Genomic DNA, 15,789 nt, shown 5'->3' with positions numbered 1-15,789 from the left:
AAGGGAAGACCTGACCTTACTGATTCAGCAGCGTCAGCAGAGTGCGCGTTCGCGCTTCCATCAGCGGGATATCACCGCGCGATTCGACGTTCAGGCGTACCACCGGTTCGGTGTTGGACGAACGCAGGTTAAAACGCCAGTCGGCAAACGACATGCTGATGCCGTCAGTGCGATCCACCGACAGTGCCTCTTTCGCGAAGTACGCCTCCACGCGGGCGATCGCCGTCGCCGGTTCCGCCAGTTGGCTGTTGATTTCACCGCTCGCCGGGAACGCCGCCATCCGGTCGCGGACCAGCTCGCCCAGCGACTGCCCTTTCAGGCATACCAGCTCCGCCACCAGCAGCCACGGGATCATCCCGCTGTCGCAGTAGGCGAAATCACGGAAGTAGTGGTGGGCGCTCATTTCGCCGCCGTAAATAGCATCTTCCGCACGCATCCGCTCTTTGATGAACGCATGACCGGTTTTGGACATCACCGGCGTGCCGCCTGCGGCCTTCACAACGTCCACGGTGTTCCAGGACAGGCGCGGGTCGTGGATGATCTTCGCGCCCGGGTGTTTTTCGAGGAACGCTTCCGCCAGCAGGCCGACGATGTAGTAGCCCTCAATAAACTGCCCTTTTTCGTCGAACAGGAAGCAGCGGTCAAAGTCGCCGTCAAAAGCAATCCCCATGTCCGCGCCATGCTCAATCACCGCATTGCGGGTATCGTCGCGACATTCCGGCAGCAGCGGATTAGGAATACCATTCGGGAAGTTGCCGTCCGGGGTGTTATGCACCTTGATGAACTCCACCGGTACGCCCCGGGCCTTAAAGCGCGCTTCAATAGCGTCCACCACCGGACCCGCCGCGCCGTTACCCGAGTTGATCACCAGCTTCAGCGGGGTGAGGTTGTTGACGTTGATGTAGCCAAACAGATGATCGATATAGGCGTCGCGCAGGGTGATCTGTTTATAGCTGCCGCGCTTAGCCATATTGACCGGCGGGAAGTCGTTGGCTTCCGCCAGGCGCTGGACGTCGCGCAGGCCGGTGTCGCCGCTGATTGGGCGCGCACCCTCGCGCACCAGCTTCATGCCGTTGTAGTCCATCGGGTTATGGCTGGCAGTGACTTCAATGCCACCGTCAACCCCGAGGTGGAAGGTGGCGAAATAGATCTCTTCGGTGCCGGAAAGGCCGATATCCAGCACATCGACGCCCGCGTCCTGCAACCCCTTCGCCAGCGCCAGCTTCAGCGCCTCACTGGTCAGACGCACGTCGCCGCCGAGTACAATGGTTTTCGGTTTGAGAAATTCGCCGTAGGCGCGGCCAATCCGCCACGCAATATCTTCGTTTAATTCTTCGCCCAGTCTGCCGCGAATATCGTAGGCTTTGAAACAGGTTAATTTTGTCATGTTTTTTTACCCTTCTTCAGGCAACAGTTAGCCCTCTCCCGGAAGGAGAATTATCATTTCGGATACCCATTCGATTTCGCGTTACAGGAAGCCTGCGCCCCTGCGCCGCGAAAGATGATGGTCAGACGCGGCCGTAGCGATCCTCGAAGCGAACGATGTCGTCCTCTTCCAGATAGGCGCCGGAGCGCACCTCAATTAAGTCGAGCGGAATTTTTCCCGGGTTTTCCAGACAGTGGGTCGCGCCCAACGGAATATAAACAGACTCGTTTTCACCAAGCAGTTTGATCTCGCCGTTGATGGTGACTTTGGCGGTGCCCGCCACCACCACCCAGTGTTCGGCGCGGTGGTGGTGCATCTGCACCGACAGCCCCTCGCCCGGTTTAACGGTAATGCGTTTCACCTGGTAGCGGTCACCGGCGTCGATAGAGTCGTATTTGCCCCACGGACGGTACACTTCACGGTGAATATGGTGTTCATGACGCCCGTCGGCTTTGATTTGCTCAACCACTTTTTTGACATCCTGCACCGCGTTGCGATCGGCAATCAGCACCGCGTCTTTGGTCTGCACCACCACCAGGTCTTTCACGCCAACGGTCGTCACCAGGCCAGACTCGGCATAGACGTAGCTGTTCTCGGTTTTGTGGCTGATCACATCGCCGTGGTGTACGTTACCTTCGGCAGTATGCGCGCTAATCTCCCATAGCGAGGACCAGGAACCCACGTCGCTCCAGCCCGCGTCCATCGGCATCACTACCGCATCCGCCGTGCGTTCCATTACCGCGTAATCCACCGATTCTTCCGGACAGGCGAGAAACGCCTCTTCATCCACCCGAATGAAGTCCAGATCCGGGTCAACGACGCTCATCGCTTTTTCGCAGGCCGACAGAATATCGGGACGGTATTTTTGCAGTTCTTCCAGATAACGACCGGCGCGGAACAGGAACATACCGCTGTTCCAGTAGTAATCGCCGGTTGCCACATACGCCTGAGCGGTCTCCAGATTCGGTTTTTCGACAAACTGCGCCACCTCAAAGGCCACCGAGTCTTTCTCGCCCGGCACCACCTCGCCGCGACGAATATAGCCATAGCCGGTTTCCGGCAGATCCGGCACGATGCCAAAAGTCACCAGCTTACCCGCCTCAGCGTACGGCATGGCGTTACGTACGGCCTCACGGAAAGCGTCTTCGTTGGCAATCACATGATCGGCCGCCAGCACCAGCATCAGCGGATCGCTGTCCGGACTGTGGCGTTTTGCCGCCAGCGCAGCCAGCGCGATCGCCGGCGCGGTGTTACGACCCGCCGGTTCGAGAATGATGTTTTCCGTGAGTTTATTGAGCTGTCGCAGCTGTTCGGCGACAATAAAACGGTGCTGCTCGTTGCAGATCACCACCGGGCTTTCGCACTCCACGCCGTTCAGACGACAAATGGTCGTTTGCAGCATGGTCAGATCGCCCTTCAGGCATAAAAACTGCTTTGGATAAAGTACGCGGGAAAGCGGCCACAAACGGCTACCGGAGCCACCAGCCATCACAACCGGATAGAGTTTATTTTGCCCCATGATTCATCCCCGAATATCTGTAATAAATTGACGTAACACGTTCTCTTTATCGAGCGTGCGTTCGGCATATTCACGTGCCACCGTGTTGTGTTTTGGCATGGCGAGTGCGGAGGTAATCCCCGCGACCAGCGCCGGGACCGATTCCGGCTCAACGCAAACGGCGATACCCGGCGCGTTGCTGCACAGCTGGCCCAGTTCCGTTTCCGGTTCGGCGGTGATAACCGCGTTGCCGCCGACCGCCAGAATGTTGGTTAACTTGGACGGTAAAACCGCATCCGCCGCGCCGCGCTTTTGCACCACCAGATGGCAATCGCCCATTTTCAGCAGCGCAGGCAGCGCTTCGTAAGGCTGCAACGGATAAAACCTGATGTTATCGAGGCCGCGCTCACGGGCCATTTTTTCCAGTCGCGCTTTGCCGCCGCCCTGCCCGACAATGGCGAACACCAGCGGCTTATCGCGCAACTGAGCCGCGGCTTCGATGACGTTTTCCAGCCCCTGCTTTTCGCCGATATTGCCGGAATAAAGCACGATTTTTTTGTCATCCGGCAGACCAAGCTGATTGCGCAGCGCAAGCACATCCGCGTCATTGACGTTCTGAAAGCGCGCCACTTCCGACCAGTTCGGAAAGAAAATCACTTTTTCCGCCGGGACGCCTTTTTCCTGCGCTTTATTCATCATTGAACGCGAAATGGTGGAAACGTTGTCGACGTTATGCAGGCCGCTGCGCTCAAAGGCGGAGGCCAGCTTTGCCACTTTGCCGCTCTTGCCCTTTCCGGCCAGACCGAGTCCAAGCATCGCGTCCACTTCATAATCCTGAATATGCAGTAAGGTGCGCGCGCCAGACAGCTTCGCCAGCAGGCGCATGCCCGGTGTGCAAAACAGCGTCGGCACTACGCCGATAATGCGATCCGGCTTCCAGCGGCGCTGGGCCATCAGCGGGAAAAAGCTGCTCAGCGCGAAACTGCCGAGATGCAATAATCGTTTCAGCGTCGAGGGCTGCTTCGGCACATACAGCGGACAACGCCAGACGGTGGCATCACCCTCTTCCCGGCGGTAGCGCCAGGCGGAATAGCGCTCGCCCACCTTCCACTGCGGGTAGTACGGCGGCGCGGTAATGACCCGCACCTCATGCCCCTGGCGCGCCATCCACTCGACCATCTCGCCGGTGTATTTGCCGATGCCGGTCAGCTCCGGCGAGTAGTTGATTCCATACACCAAAATTTTCATAAGCCCGGCACTCCGGACTGACGATCGGCCAGGAAATAGGCACGACTGTTGTCGTGCACGTTGTCGCTGGCAAGCAGCGCCTCTGGCGACAGCCAGCGGTAGGCGTCATGCTGAGAATCAGGCAGAGGCAGGTCTGCCTCTCTCACTTTCAGACGGAACCCCAGCACGATGTAGTGCGTGGTGAAGTCGCTGCCCGAAAAGTTATCGTCATAGAAGTGCTGCCAGACCCCGTAAAACTGGCCCGCTGCCATCGGCAGTCGCAGGCCCAGTTCCGCCAGAGTAAGGCGCGCAAAGGCATCGCTGAGCGTTTCATCCTTCTGCACACGCCCGCCGGGCACGAACCAGAAGCCCTGTGCAGGACGGTTCGTTCGTTTTCCCAGCAGGAACTCGCCGCGTTCGTTTTCCACAATCAAATCAATGGAGATCAGCGGCGTGGAACGAACGATCGTGGCAAAATCTTCCTGACGTAAAAACATGCTTACCCCCGGAACCGGTGCTGATTCTCAAGGAACCACTGGTAGGTGCTGGCGAGGCCAGCGTCCAGCGAGATCTCGTGATACCAGCCCAGTTGATGCAGGCGGGTGACGTCGAGCAGTTTGCGCGGCGTGCCGTCCGGTTTGGTGGCGTCGAACACCACGCGGCCCTTGTAGCCCACCACCTGCGCGATCGTCTGCGCCAGCTCGCGGATGGTGCAGTCAATGCCGGTACCGACATTAATGTGCGACAGCATCGGCTGGGTGTTTTCCTGCCAGACTTCGCGATCCAGCTCCATCACGTGAATGCTGGCGGCGGCCATGTCGTCAACGTGGAGGAATTCACGCATCGGCGTACCGCTGCCCCACACCACCACATCCGGCGCGTTTTCCACGGTCGCCTCATGAAAACGACGCAGCAGCGCCGGGATCACATGGGAATTGCTCGGGTGGAAGTTGTCGTGCGGCCCGTACAGATTGGTCGGCATCACCGAGCGATAGTCGCGGTCATACTGACGGTTGTAGGACTCGCACAGCTTGATCCCGGCAATTTTGGCAATGGCGTAAGGCTCATTGGTTGGCTCAAGCGTTCCCTGCAACAGCTCGCTCTCAGCCATCGGCTGTTTCGCCAGCTTCGGGTAGATGCACGATGACCCGAGGAACAACAGCTTATTCACGTTATTCAGGTGCGCGGCATGGATGATGTTGCTTTCCATCATCATGTTCTCAAAGATGAAATCCGCCGGGTAGGTGTTATTCGCGACAATGCCGCCCACTTTCGCCGCCGCCAGATACACCTGATCGATGCGTTCACTGGCGAAGAAGTCATGAACGGCACGACTGTCCAGCAGGTTCAGTTCCTCGCGGGTGCGCACGATCAGTTCCACGTCGCCGCGCTGTTCAAGCTGGCGTTTTATCGCGGAACCGACCATCCCGCGATGGCCGGCAATGAAAATTCGTTGTTTGCTCATTCTCAGGACTCCAGCGCGATGGCAACCTCGTAGCCGTGAGACTTCAGCAGGGAGTGTTTCTTCGCCGCTTCCAGATCTTTCGCGACCATTTCGGAAACCATTTCCTGCAGGGTAATTTCCGGTTTCCAGCCCAGCTTCTCGTGCGCTTTGCTCGGATCGCCCAGCAGGGTTTCCACTTCCGCAGGACGGAAATAACGCGGGTCGACGGCAACAATCACATCGCCTGCCTTCACGCCTGGCGCGTCGTGGCCCGTGACGGAGACGACAATGCCTTTCTCATTTACGCCTTCGCCTTCAAAGCGCAGTTTGATGCCCAGCTGTGCCGCGGCCATCTCAACGAACTGACGCACTGAGTACTGCACGCCGGTGGCGATAACGAAGTCTTCCGGCTGTTCCTGCTGCAGCATCATCCACTGCATCTTGACGTAATCTTTCGCATGGCCCCAGTCACGCAGGGAATCCATGTTGCCGAGGTACAGGCATGACTCCAAGCCCTGCGCGATGTTAGCGATCGCGCGGGTAATTTTGCGGGTGACAAAGGTTTCGCCGCGGCGTGGGGATTCGTGGTTGAACAGAATGCCGTTACAGGCGTAAATGCCATAAGACTCGCGGTAGTTAACGGTGATCCAGTAGGCATACAGTTTCGCCACGGCATACGGTGAACGCGGATAGAACGGCGTGGTCTCTTTCTGCGGAATTTCCTGCACCAGACCGTACAGCTCAGAGGTGGACGCCTGATAGAAACGGGTTTTCTTTTCGAGGCCCAGGAAACGAATCGCTTCCAGCAGACGCAGGGTCCCCATGGCGTCAACATCGGCGGTGTATTCCGGCGACTCGAAGGAGACCGCAACGTGACTCATCGCGCCCAGGTTATACACTTCATCCGGCTGCACTTCCTGCAGGATACGGGTCAGGTTGGAAGAGTCCGTCAGGTCACCGTAATGCAGATGGAATTTGGGGTTGCTGGCGTGCGGATCCTGATAAATATGATCAACACGTTCCGTGTTAAAAGAAGAGGCACGACGCTTAATACCGTGCACTTCATACCCTTTTTCCAGTAGCAGCTCTGCCAGGTAAGAACCATCTTGTCCGGTAACGCCGGTGATGAGAGCGACTTTAGACATGTTTATTTTCCTCTGTACTTATCAAAGTTTTCAAACCCTGCTCATAAGGCTATCTGTCTTGCCATTCTGAACCGGGCTCTTCGTTTCAACGCGTTCGCGTATCACCACTGCGGGATTGCCACGGCAAATCGTATTTGCCGGTAGCGATTTAAAAACGCTGCTGCGGGCGCCAACGACCGTGCCATCGCCAACCGTCACACCGGGCGCAACGAAGACATCGGTTGCCAGCCAGCACTTCTCGCCAATCACAATCGGCGTGGCGGTAATATCAAAATGCGCGCTGGCGTGATCGTGACTGCCGGTACATAAATAACTTTTTTGCGAAACCACCGAGTTTGCACCGATAATAATCTCGCCGAGGGTGTATAAATTGACCTCATCGCCGACCCAGGCGTAATCCCCTAACGTTAATTTCCACGGATAGGTAATTTTTACCGAAGGTCGGATGACTACGTTTTTTCCTATTTTTGCGCCAAATAAACGGAGCAAAAATGCGCGCCAGCGATAAAGGACCTGCGGAGACCAGGCAAATAATGTCGCCTGTACCGCCCACCACAATTGAACTTTTATGCCATTCGCGCCACGAAAACCTTTCGGCACGGAAAAGCCGCGTAAATCCTGCATATTATTTCCTTATATTTATGATTTGTTATATAAGGCTTTCGTTTTACCCGTAGTGCGCTGGCGTAAATGCCATGACAACTCCGCCCAGAAACCGGGGACATGTAATATGTTACGCTGGACCTTTTTCGCATCTTCGCAGAGTTCAAGATTATTCGTTGTCGACACGCCGCCCATAGAAAATTCAGACACCAGGCCATTTAATTTTTTAAAATGATAACCCGCTTTATACATTCTGGCGGCCAGCGCATAGTCGGATGACACTTTATATTGCAAATCGTAATGCCAGATTTTTAACCCTCTGACCGGGAAAAAGATCGCCTGATGGCTGGCTGGCAGACTGTGATAGATATACCAGCCGGGTTTCGCGCTGCGTTTAATTTTATGACCATTGCCAAAATCCAGCAGCGCATCACCGGTCATCATGGCGTCATCTTTTTGTGTCTTCAGCTGACGCACGAACCGGGCAGCATCCGGATGAAAAATATCACCGGAATTGAGGAACAGCGCAAACGTTCCCTGCGCCATCTCTATGCCCTTATTCATCGCATCATAGATGCCATTATCCGGTTCGCTCACAAAGCGTAAGTGGTACTCACCATTGAGGTTTTCGAGAAACTCGCGGGTCCCGTCGTTCGAGCCGCCATCCACCACAATCCACTCGAAGCTGATATCATTTGCCTGGGCCAGGTGCGCAAGTGACGCATGGGTTTTGACAATGCCGTCCAGATTGCGAAACGCGACGGTGATAATGCTGAGCAGCATAGGAATAACCTCATCATACTTTTGTAATATTGAGCGCTTTGCGCAAAATAAACGGACAGACAATTAGAAACGCATATTCCGGGCTAAATATTGAACCGGTAAAAAACAGAGACACCGGGGTAAAAAGATAAAGCTGCACCCGAAAATTCTGATTATCACCAAACGCATTAAGCGTCATTTTTACCACTTTCCCCATGTACCACAGAGTCATGAGTACCGCGAACCAGGAAAAATAAATAATCAGCAGATACAAACCATTGTCTATTGTTTTTCCGACATCCGCACCGTTAAAGATTCCGAATGATGCGACATATTCGTAAAGTGAGCCAAATCTGACAACGCCGTCAATATGGGTCAAAGAATAGCCGACCATAACCAGCGGACCGACGATACGATAATAAGACGATGACCCTTCTGTGCCTAAATCACCGAGGCGCGTGGAGATATAAGGAAATGCGAACATCACCCCCACCAGAAATACGGTTAATGAAATTATCGCCAGCGGCAGTTTTTTCTTTATCGCATCCTTATTCAGATACTGAAATGCCCATTCCAGCAGGTAAAACAAGATAAATGTCATTACCCCTGAAAACGATCCTGATAATACTATCCCTGCCAGAATCATAGCATCGGTTTTAGGTGTTTTGATACCAAACTGTTTGATGCTGAGCCAAATTGAGATTAACGCCAGAGCAAAAAAGGCCGGTTCGAAATAGAGTGCGGTGGTTCGCTTGCCACCAAATTTAATAAAGTTCAGTACATAACTGTTACTGTAAATAAGATATTTCGAAATCGCTTCCATTAAGCTGCTGCCGCCGGTGAGGATAATTTGCGCCATCTCGGCAGCGGCGAGCAGTACCACCAGCCCTACCACCAGATAAAAAAAGCGCAGGATCTTGCGGTGGTTGTGCGGTGAAATAGTTTTAAAGCGAATACTCCAGACCATGCCGATAATGATCACAATGTAAACAAACAGCATGGTGGAAGTGACGTACTTGCTGGCGTCCAGCGACTGGCCGAAAAGGTAGTTAAACGCCGTCAGCCCGGCGCCGATCCCCAATGCAATCATCAGTTTTTTCAGGTTGATGCGTTCCACATAAAGCAGCAGCAAAACCGGCAAAAAGGTGACGATGGTGATGGGAAAACTTTCGCCCAACTGGGCAATTTTGACGTTGACCAGCAGGTAGATCAGCGGCAGCAGCAGATAGCTACAGATTCTGATAGAACGAGACATATTCCTCCAGCATCTGTTGTCCACTGTAAGCCGCCCGGCTGCGCTCGCGAAAGGCGTCGAGCGAAGTGCCAAAGACGGCCTGCGCGATATCGGCTTTGCTTAACTGCACCAGGCGAAGTACGTCGCTGTCGTCGAAGGTTTTGCCGCCGGATTTTTGCAGGACCTCCTGCGCCGCCTCGCTATGGGTGGCGATAACCGGCACGCCAATCGACAATGCTTCGCAGAGAATCAACGGATAGTTATCCACCCGTGAACTGAACACCAGCGCGTCCATCTGGTTCAGTGCGCTCATCAGCTTACGCTTGTCGGTTTCAAATCCGTGATTGACCACGTTCGTTCCGTCAAACGGCGAAAACTTACCGAAGGTATGTAATTCGATCGCCTCGCCCAGCGCCATCATTTCGCGCACCAGCCGCTGGTTGGTTTTACCGTCATAGCGCAGATCGTGGGCCACCACCGCGATTTTCGGTTTTCCTTCCGTCGCGCTGACCGGGGTCAGCTCCGCGAGAATCGCTTCGGTCGCCACGTCGATACCGTTATTGATGATGCGGCAACGCCCTGCCCCGTACAGGCTGTTAAAGGCATCGGCGACGTGCTGGCTTGGTGAGATAAACTGACAGCCGAGCGCCAGCATGTCACGGAAAAGCTGGCGCTTACCGTGCACCAGCGCATGGGCGCGGTCGACCTTCACCGGTGGGTAATTGTTCAGCGTCGGGCATTTCCGGCAGTCCGACTTCCAGCCTTCGCAACCGTCGGTAAAGGCGCAGCGGCCAGTTACGCTCCAGTGGTCGTGCAGCGTCCAGACCAGCGTGACGTCCGGCTTGTGGTTTTTCACCTTTTCGCAAAACGCCACCACCTCGGCCAGATTCAGCCAGTAGCTGTGCAGGACGTGAAAATGCAGCACCAGCGGCCCCGGTGTGCGGGTGACGCTGCGGTATATATTATTGAGATTGCCAAACAGGTCGCGGTTAAACAGACGAAACAGGGCGATATTCGCCACCGACGTCAACCGTGGCGTCTGCTTACTCACATGCGGATAATGATTGTGGCTGACGCTTTTCTTTCCGCCTTTGCCGTAGCCGTACACGAAACGTGAAGCCAGTCCTTTTTGCAGCGCGCGCTGATGCAGATCTAATGCCACCCCAGCCGCACCGCCTTCCGCCAGCCGCACATTAAATTGCAGAATGTTCATTTTATTCCCTTCACTCGTGCCTTCTCGCCTACCACCAGCGCATTGTCCGGCACAGCGTCAAGCACCACGCTCCCGGCGCCAATGGTCACGTTATTACCAATGGTGATATCACCCAGCACAATGACGTTCGCGCCCAGCTCCACCCCGTTGCCAATCACCGGGCAGGCGAGGCTGTCGGCGCCGCGGTTGCCGATGGTGACACCATGACGAATCGTAAAATCGTCCCCGGCGACCACGTTCTTATTTATCACCACGGCATAACCGTGATGAATAGTGAAACGTCGACCAATGGTCGCTGCGGCCTGTATCTCGTAGCCAAACAGGCATTCGGTGATCAGGCGATACAGCACCAGCACCGGCGCGGCCCACAGGTTGTTAAGGACATTTTTTTTGCGCCAGACGGAACAAAAGTGGGCGACGCGATAAGCCAGCACCATGCAGCACGGGCGCAGGCTCCAGCTGTTGGCGCGAATATCTTCCAGCATGCTTAACGCCCTCGCAGTCCGTCAGCCAGCCGTTTGCCGTTACGAACGGACAGCAGCGTGAGCAACGTGCGCCAGGTCATCCGTTTATTGCGGATCTGGTAAAGGGTGAACAGCTGATATTTCTTGCTCGCGCGGTCGAATTTATCTTTGTGCTTGCGATAAAAATGGAAATAGCCGGAGAATTTTTTCGGCGACGAGGTGATCTGCATTTCGCCGTGGTTGATATGCAGGATCTGCGTCGCGTCTTCCACCTTCCACGGTTCGCCGTACTCCACCACCATGCGCAGGAAAATATCGTAATCCTGCGCCGCCTTCAGTTCAGTGTCGAACAGGCACTCTTTAAAACGCCACGCCCAGGTAAACACCTGGTTGCCGATGATGTTGCGCTTGTAGAACAGGCGGCGAGAGTACGGGGACTTCGGGTAGAGCGGCAGACTGGCCGGTTGCGAATAGACTTCGCCTTCACAGACATAATCGTTCGCGTAAAGGAACGCATGAGTGACCAACTGATGCTTATGGGCGAGAAACACGCTCAGGCGATTTGGTGTCCATTCATCGTCATCGTCAATACCCGTGATGTACTGCCCGTTCGCCTGTCGGATCGCCTGGTTACGCACCGCGCAGGCGCCGGAATTGACGTCGTTATGGGTATAACGCACCCGTGGATCGTTTAACCCTTCGACGAACTGTTGCAGCTGTTCATAGGCGCTGGAGCAATCATCGACAATGATCATTTCCCAGTGGGTATAGTCCTGGCGCAGCACCGATTTGATGGCCCGAATCGCCAGTTGTTGCCTGTTCCAGGTGGGCATATAGATTGAAATCAGCGGGTTGTCTTTATTCATGCTCGTTCCCCAAAGCGTTTTCGCCGGATGGCGTTTCACTGCCATCCGGCATTCTCGTTTTTTATTTGGAATCTGACTTATATTCGTACTCGTAATACCCGTAATCCTGGTATCCGGTGGCGCGACGGAAGATAGAGTTGAGGATCACCCCTTTCACCTGAATGCCGTTTTGCCCGAAGCGGCTGAGGCTGGTCTCCACCTCTTTCAGAGTATTCACGGCGTAACGCGCCACCATCAGGGTGGTTCCCGCGTGGCGACCGACAATCGCCGCGTCAGTCACGGCCAGAATCGGCGGCGTATCGATCAGCACCAGGTCATAGTGACTGCTGGCCCACTTGATCAACTCACCAAAACGTTCACTCATCAGCAGTTCCGACGGATTTGGCGGCACCTGGCCGCGCGGGACGAGATCGAAGTTTGGGATAGAGGTTGGTCTGGCGCAGGCGGAAATATCTCCCTTGCCGACCAGAATATCGGACAGGCCGTTCACGTTGTTGGTGCCGAGCAACTCATGGGTGTACCCCTTGCGCATGTCGCAGTCGATCAACAACACGCGCTTGTTGGTCTGGCTGATGACCGCCGCCAGGTTGGCGCAGACAAAAGTTTTACCGATTGATGGGCTGACCCCGGTCAGCATCAGCACGTTGTTCTGCGCCTGCATCATGGCGAAGTGCAGGCTGGTACGCAGACTACGCACCGCTTCAATCGCCAGATCGGTCGGGTTCCCTACCGCCAGCAACTGGCTCTGCTTGTAACGCTTCACGCCTTTGATGGTTTTCACGTTATCGCGCGCTTTCTGCCATTCCGACAGCGGAATGCTGGCGTAAACGCTGATCCCGTTCTCTTCAAGCACCTGCGGGCTTTCGATACCGCGATTGAACAACGAACGCAGCAGGACGCCGACGATTGACAACATCAGGCCAAGAATAATGCTGCCCAGTATGATCAGCCCCTTCTTCGGCTTCAGTACACCCGGTTGGGCAATCGCCGGGTCAACAATTCGCACGTCGCCGACGGTGCTGGCCTCGTTGATCTGCAGCTCCTGTTGCTTATTCAGCAGCTGCATGTAGACCTGCTGACCGGACTCCACGTCACGGGTCAGACGCACAATCTCCTGCTGCGTTTTCGGCATTGCCGTCACGCGCCCGTTGAGCTTCGCTTTTTCATCCTCCAGCGCCTGGCGTTTTTCCAGCAGCGTGCGGTAAGCCGGGTGCGCTTTGGTGTACAGCTTAGAGATTTCCGCTTCTTTAAATGTCAGCTCATTCAACTGGGCGTCGATATTGACCATTGAGTCCAGCACCGCTTTTGCTTCCAGCGGCAGGTCAACGGAGTCTTTATCCTGGCGGAAGGCGTTGAGTTTGTTCTCCGCGACGTCCAGACGGCTGCGCACTTCCGGCAGTTGTTTTGCCAGGAATGCCAGGCTTTTCGCTGCCTCTTCCGATTTACGCGCCACGTTCTGTTCAAGGTAGTTGCGGGTAATGCTGTCGAGAATTTCGCGGATTTGTTCGCGATCCTCACCGGTAAACGTCAGGCTTAACACGCCGGTGTCCTTGCCGGTTTCGGTTACCGTCAGGTTGTTTTGCAGGGTGTTGATCATCCCGAGCGTGGAGAATTTATTGACGGTAAATTCGGTGTCCGGGCGGGCATGGATCTCGCTCACCACCATCGTCACGCCGTCTTTGTTCAGGGTTTGACCGATCTGCCCACGGGCGCTAAACCCGCCGTCGCTGGTCAGCGCGTAGGACTTATCGTCCAACACGTTCAGCGTGAAAACCTGGTCGTTCATTCCCTTCGGCAAGGTAAAGGTGGTAACTTTCACCGTCTCATTCTGGCGTCCCATCAGCCGTTCCCAGCCTGCGCCAAACAGCGGGAAGGTGTTTTTGCTGACGGAGATATCCAGGTCCAGGTCATCCACCGTTTTGCCTAACACCAGACGCGAGCGAATCAGCTGAATTTCGGCCTCAGAGGCGGGAGGTTTATCGGACAACGCCGAGTTGATATCCTGCACCAGCGAGCTGCCAGCGTTCTGTTCAATCTGCACCAGCGCATCCGCACTGTAGATTGGCGTGGCGAAGAGCGTGTAAATCACTGCGCAAAGTGCGAATAATGCCGTAATCCCCAGCACCCACCAGCGTGCTTCAATGACGGTGCCCACCAGGCGGCCGATATCGATTTCATCATTGCCCGTTACCGGAGCGGCAGACTGTCTTACTTTTTCTGTCATTATTTTACCTGCTCTGCGTTCAATGCCTGCGCCCACTGGCGGGCAGACCGTTCAAGTAATGCGTACACCGCTTCAAACGCCTCGCGGCTTTTACGATACGGGTCGGGAATGTCGCGCTCATCGTCCCAGTGACCAAACAGCATGACTTTGCCGCGCATTTCCGGCGCCAGCTCATGCAGAGACGCAATGTGTCTTTTCTCCATTGCCAGGATCAGGTCATAGTCCCGACACAGCCGTCCGGTGATTTGCCGCGCGCAGTGTCCTTCCAGCGACAGGCCGTGATCGGCCGCCACGCTAAGGGCAGACGCGTCTGCGCCCTTTCCCACCAGCGCGCCAAGCCCCGCCGACTCGACGGTCAGCGCCGGGTGGTAGCGCTTCAATAAGCGCTCTGCCGTTGGGGAACGGCAAATGTTCCCCACGCAAACAACTAATATTTTGTTAAACATGACGATTACCAGGCGTGAATGTCGCTGGCCGTATCCGTCATATAACGGACACCGCTGATGGTCGGCAGCAACTGATTGATCAGACGGTTCCAGCGCGCAACCGGTGCGGTGGTGACATACACCACGTCATAAGGCTGCAGACGGAATTCCGTCGCCATGACCAGAGAGGTCGCATCAGACATATCGAGCTGATAAATATTGGCAATCTTGCCGCCCGGACCTTTGCCTTTCAGCGGACGGATCACGAAGATGCCGCTGGCGTTGGAGGTGGTCAGATCGATACCTTCGGCGTTGCCCAGCGCTTCGGTCAGCGTCATGCCGCTGAAGTCCATTTTGAGCGTGCTCTGTTTCTTCACTTCACCCATCACAAACACTTTCAGATCGTCATTGCGCGGAACATAAAGAATGTCGCCCGGATACAGCAGGCGGTTCTGGCTGAGATCGCCGTTTTGCATCAGCGCCTGCAGGGAAATCCGTTGTTCTTTGCCGTTATGGGTCAACACCACGTTGCGCCAGTCGGCGTCTTCGGTCAGGCCGCCTGCGGCGTTGATCGCATCCAGTACGGTGAGCGGCACGTTGGTGATCGCCTGCTGGCCGGATTTGTTCACCTGGCCGGAGATATAGGCTTTTTGCGAACGGAACGCGGCGATATTAACGTCCACCTGCGGGTCGGCGATGTACTTCGCTAAGCGCCCGGTAATATCACTGCGGATCTCTGCGAGTGTTTTCCCCACCACGCTAACCTTGCCGATATAGGGATAAAACATCGTGCCGTCCGGCTGCACCCAGTTGCCGGTGTCGCTGGAGCTGCGGTACTGCCCCGCTGGCGTTGTCAGCTCAGGGTGGTCCCATACCGTCACGTTCAGAACATCCCCTGCCCCGACGCGGTACTGATAGCTGGCAAGCTCCTGGTCCAGCGACATATTCGGCTGCGCCACGTTTGGCCGCGGACGCAATTGCTCAACCAGTCGCGGGGTGAGTGGATACACATTCACCATCCGGTCGAGATCAAAATCAGCGTCCTGCTGTTTAATCACGTCTTTACCCATCGTAGACATATTGCTGCCCGGAAGTACTGTGCAACCGCTTATCAAGGTTACCGACACCAATAATGGCATCAATTTCATTTTGGATTTCATCATTGATTATTTATCACTTTGGCAGAGTAATTATCCTGTGCAATTTAAATAGCGACTTCGCCGTACACATTTACATTGCAGTTAATTGAAAAGAAATT

Annotated in this window: 15 protein-coding genes; all 15 read right to left on the bottom strand. The window is 55.2% G+C overall.

Annotated features, from left to right (window positions below):
- Positions 1-16: 16 nt before the first annotated feature.
- Positions 17-1,387, bottom strand: a complete 1,371-nt coding sequence (gene cpsG, locus JY391_RS08515) for a colanic acid biosynthesis phosphomannomutase CpsG (protein ID WP_211935565.1) — start codon at positions 1,385-1,387, stop codon at positions 17-19.
- 121 nt (positions 1,388-1,508) lie between these two features.
- Complete coding sequence (gene cpsB, locus JY391_RS08510; protein ID WP_211935564.1) at positions 1,509-2,945, bottom strand: mannose-1-phosphate guanyltransferase; 1,437 nt, start codon at positions 2,943-2,945, stop codon at positions 1,509-1,511.
- A gap of 3 nt (positions 2,946-2,948) precedes the next feature.
- Positions 2,949-4,172 (bottom strand): colanic acid biosynthesis fucosyltransferase WcaI, encoded by a 1,224-nt coding sequence (wcaI, locus tag JY391_RS08505; protein WP_042284312.1) that lies wholly within the window; start codon positions 4,170-4,172, stop codon positions 2,949-2,951.
- The gene (locus JY391_RS08500) at positions 4,169-4,648 is read right to left on the bottom strand and encodes a GDP-mannose mannosyl hydrolase (protein WP_211935563.1); all 480 of its coding nucleotides are present in this window, start codon (positions 4,646-4,648) and stop codon (positions 4,169-4,171) included. The genes wcaI and JY391_RS08500 overlap by 4 nt, the downstream gene beginning before the upstream one ends.
- Before the next feature lie 2 nt (positions 4,649-4,650).
- Positions 4,651-5,616 (bottom strand): GDP-L-fucose synthase, encoded by a 966-nt coding sequence (gene fcl, locus JY391_RS08495; RefSeq protein ID WP_060569274.1) that lies wholly within the window; start codon positions 5,614-5,616, stop codon positions 4,651-4,653.
- Between the two features lie 2 nt (positions 5,617-5,618).
- A complete protein-coding gene (gene gmd, locus JY391_RS08490; protein ID WP_042284320.1) occupies positions 5,619-6,740 on the bottom strand; it encodes a GDP-mannose 4,6-dehydratase in 1,122 nt (373 codons plus the stop codon).
- Between the two features lie 30 nt (positions 6,741-6,770).
- Positions 6,771-7,364, bottom strand: coding sequence for a colanic acid biosynthesis acetyltransferase WcaF (wcaF, locus tag JY391_RS08485; RefSeq protein WP_211935562.1), 594 nt, complete (start codon positions 7,362-7,364; stop codon positions 6,771-6,773).
- Positions 7,365-7,379: 15 nt separating this feature from the next.
- Positions 7,380-8,126: a colanic acid biosynthesis glycosyltransferase WcaE gene (wcaE, locus tag JY391_RS08480; RefSeq protein ID WP_211935561.1), complete on the bottom strand. Its 747-nt coding sequence runs from the start codon at positions 8,124-8,126 to the stop codon at positions 7,380-7,382.
- 13 nt (positions 8,127-8,139) lie between these two features.
- A complete protein-coding gene (wcaD, locus tag JY391_RS08475) occupies positions 8,140-9,360 on the bottom strand; it encodes a colanic acid polymerase WcaD (RefSeq protein WP_042284327.1) in 1,221 nt (406 codons plus the stop codon).
- Positions 9,335-10,552, bottom strand: coding sequence for a colanic acid biosynthesis glycosyltransferase WcaC (gene wcaC, locus JY391_RS08470; RefSeq protein WP_211935560.1), 1,218 nt, complete (start codon positions 10,550-10,552; stop codon positions 9,335-9,337). Before wcaC ends, wcaD begins: the two co-directional genes overlap by 26 nt.
- Positions 10,549-11,037: a colanic acid biosynthesis acetyltransferase WcaB gene (wcaB, locus tag JY391_RS08465; RefSeq protein WP_199956717.1), complete on the bottom strand. Its 489-nt coding sequence runs from the start codon at positions 11,035-11,037 to the stop codon at positions 10,549-10,551. The genes wcaC and wcaB overlap by 4 nt, the downstream gene beginning before the upstream one ends.
- A gap of 2 nt (positions 11,038-11,039) precedes the next feature.
- Positions 11,040-11,882 carry a colanic acid biosynthesis glycosyltransferase WcaA gene (wcaA, locus tag JY391_RS08460; protein WP_042284758.1) on the bottom strand — a complete coding sequence of 281 codons (843 nt, stop codon included), beginning with the start codon at positions 11,880-11,882 and terminating at the stop codon, positions 11,040-11,042.
- A gap of 61 nt (positions 11,883-11,943) precedes the next feature.
- Positions 11,944-14,106, bottom strand: a complete 2,163-nt coding sequence (wzc, locus tag JY391_RS08455) for a tyrosine-protein kinase Wzc (protein ID WP_060569278.1) — start codon at positions 14,104-14,106, stop codon at positions 11,944-11,946.
- A complete protein-coding gene (wzb, locus tag JY391_RS08450; RefSeq protein ID WP_042284338.1) occupies positions 14,106-14,552 on the bottom strand; it encodes a low molecular weight protein-tyrosine-phosphatase Wzb in 447 nt (148 codons plus the stop codon). The genes wzc and wzb overlap by 1 nt, the downstream gene beginning before the upstream one ends.
- A 5-nt stretch (positions 14,553-14,557) precedes the next feature.
- Complete coding sequence (locus tag JY391_RS08445; protein ID WP_042284340.1) at positions 14,558-15,694, bottom strand: polysaccharide export protein; 1,137 nt, start codon at positions 15,692-15,694, stop codon at positions 14,558-14,560.
- Between the last annotated feature and the right edge of the window lie 95 nt (positions 15,695-15,789).

Origin of the sequence: Citrobacter sedlakii, from assembly GCF_018128425.1 — a bacterium.
GTDB classification, from domain to species: domain Bacteria; phylum Pseudomonadota; class Gammaproteobacteria; order Enterobacterales; family Enterobacteriaceae; genus Citrobacter_A; species Citrobacter_A sedlakii.
The sequence above is the reverse complement of the archived record's forward strand: the minus strand, read 5'-3'. Positions and strand labels throughout refer to the sequence as shown.